1 rRNA gene is annotated in these 512 nt (G+C 51.4%); it reads left to right on the top strand.

From position 1 onward, the window contains the following. Positions 1 to 512: ribosomal RNA gene (locus AB1L08_RS22545) — 23S ribosomal RNA — on the top strand; the annotation flags it as partial.

Raw genomic sequence — 512 nt, forward strand, 5'->3', positions numbered from 1 at the left:
TGAGTATGAGGTCGCAGACCCGAAACCAGGTGATCTACCCATGTCCAGGGTGAAGGTCAGGTAACACTGACTGGAGGCCCGAACCCACGTATGTTGAAAAATGCGGGGATGAGGTGTGGGTAGGGGTGAAATTCCAATCGAACCTGGAGATAGCTGGTTCTCTCCGAAATAGCTTTAGGGCTAGCCTCAAGGTGAGAGTATTGGAGGTAGAGCACTGTTTGGACGAGGGGCCCTCATCGGGTTACCGACTTCAGACAAACTCCGAATGCCAAATACTTATCCTTGGGAGTCAGACTGCGAGTGATAAGATCCGTAGTCGAGAGGGAAACAACCCAGACCGCCAGCTAAGGTCCCCAAGTATACGTTAAGTGGAAAAGGATGTGGAGTTGCTTAGACAACCAGGATGTTGGCTTAGAAGCAGCCACCATTCAAAGAGTGCGTAATAGCTCACTGGTCGAGTGACTCTGCGCCGAAAATGTACCGGGGCTAAACGTATCACCGAAGCTGCGGAT

Origin of the sequence: Siminovitchia jepli, assembly GCF_047228825.1 — a bacterium.
Classification (GTDB): domain Bacteria; phylum Bacillota; class Bacilli; order Bacillales; family Bacillaceae_C; genus Siminovitchia.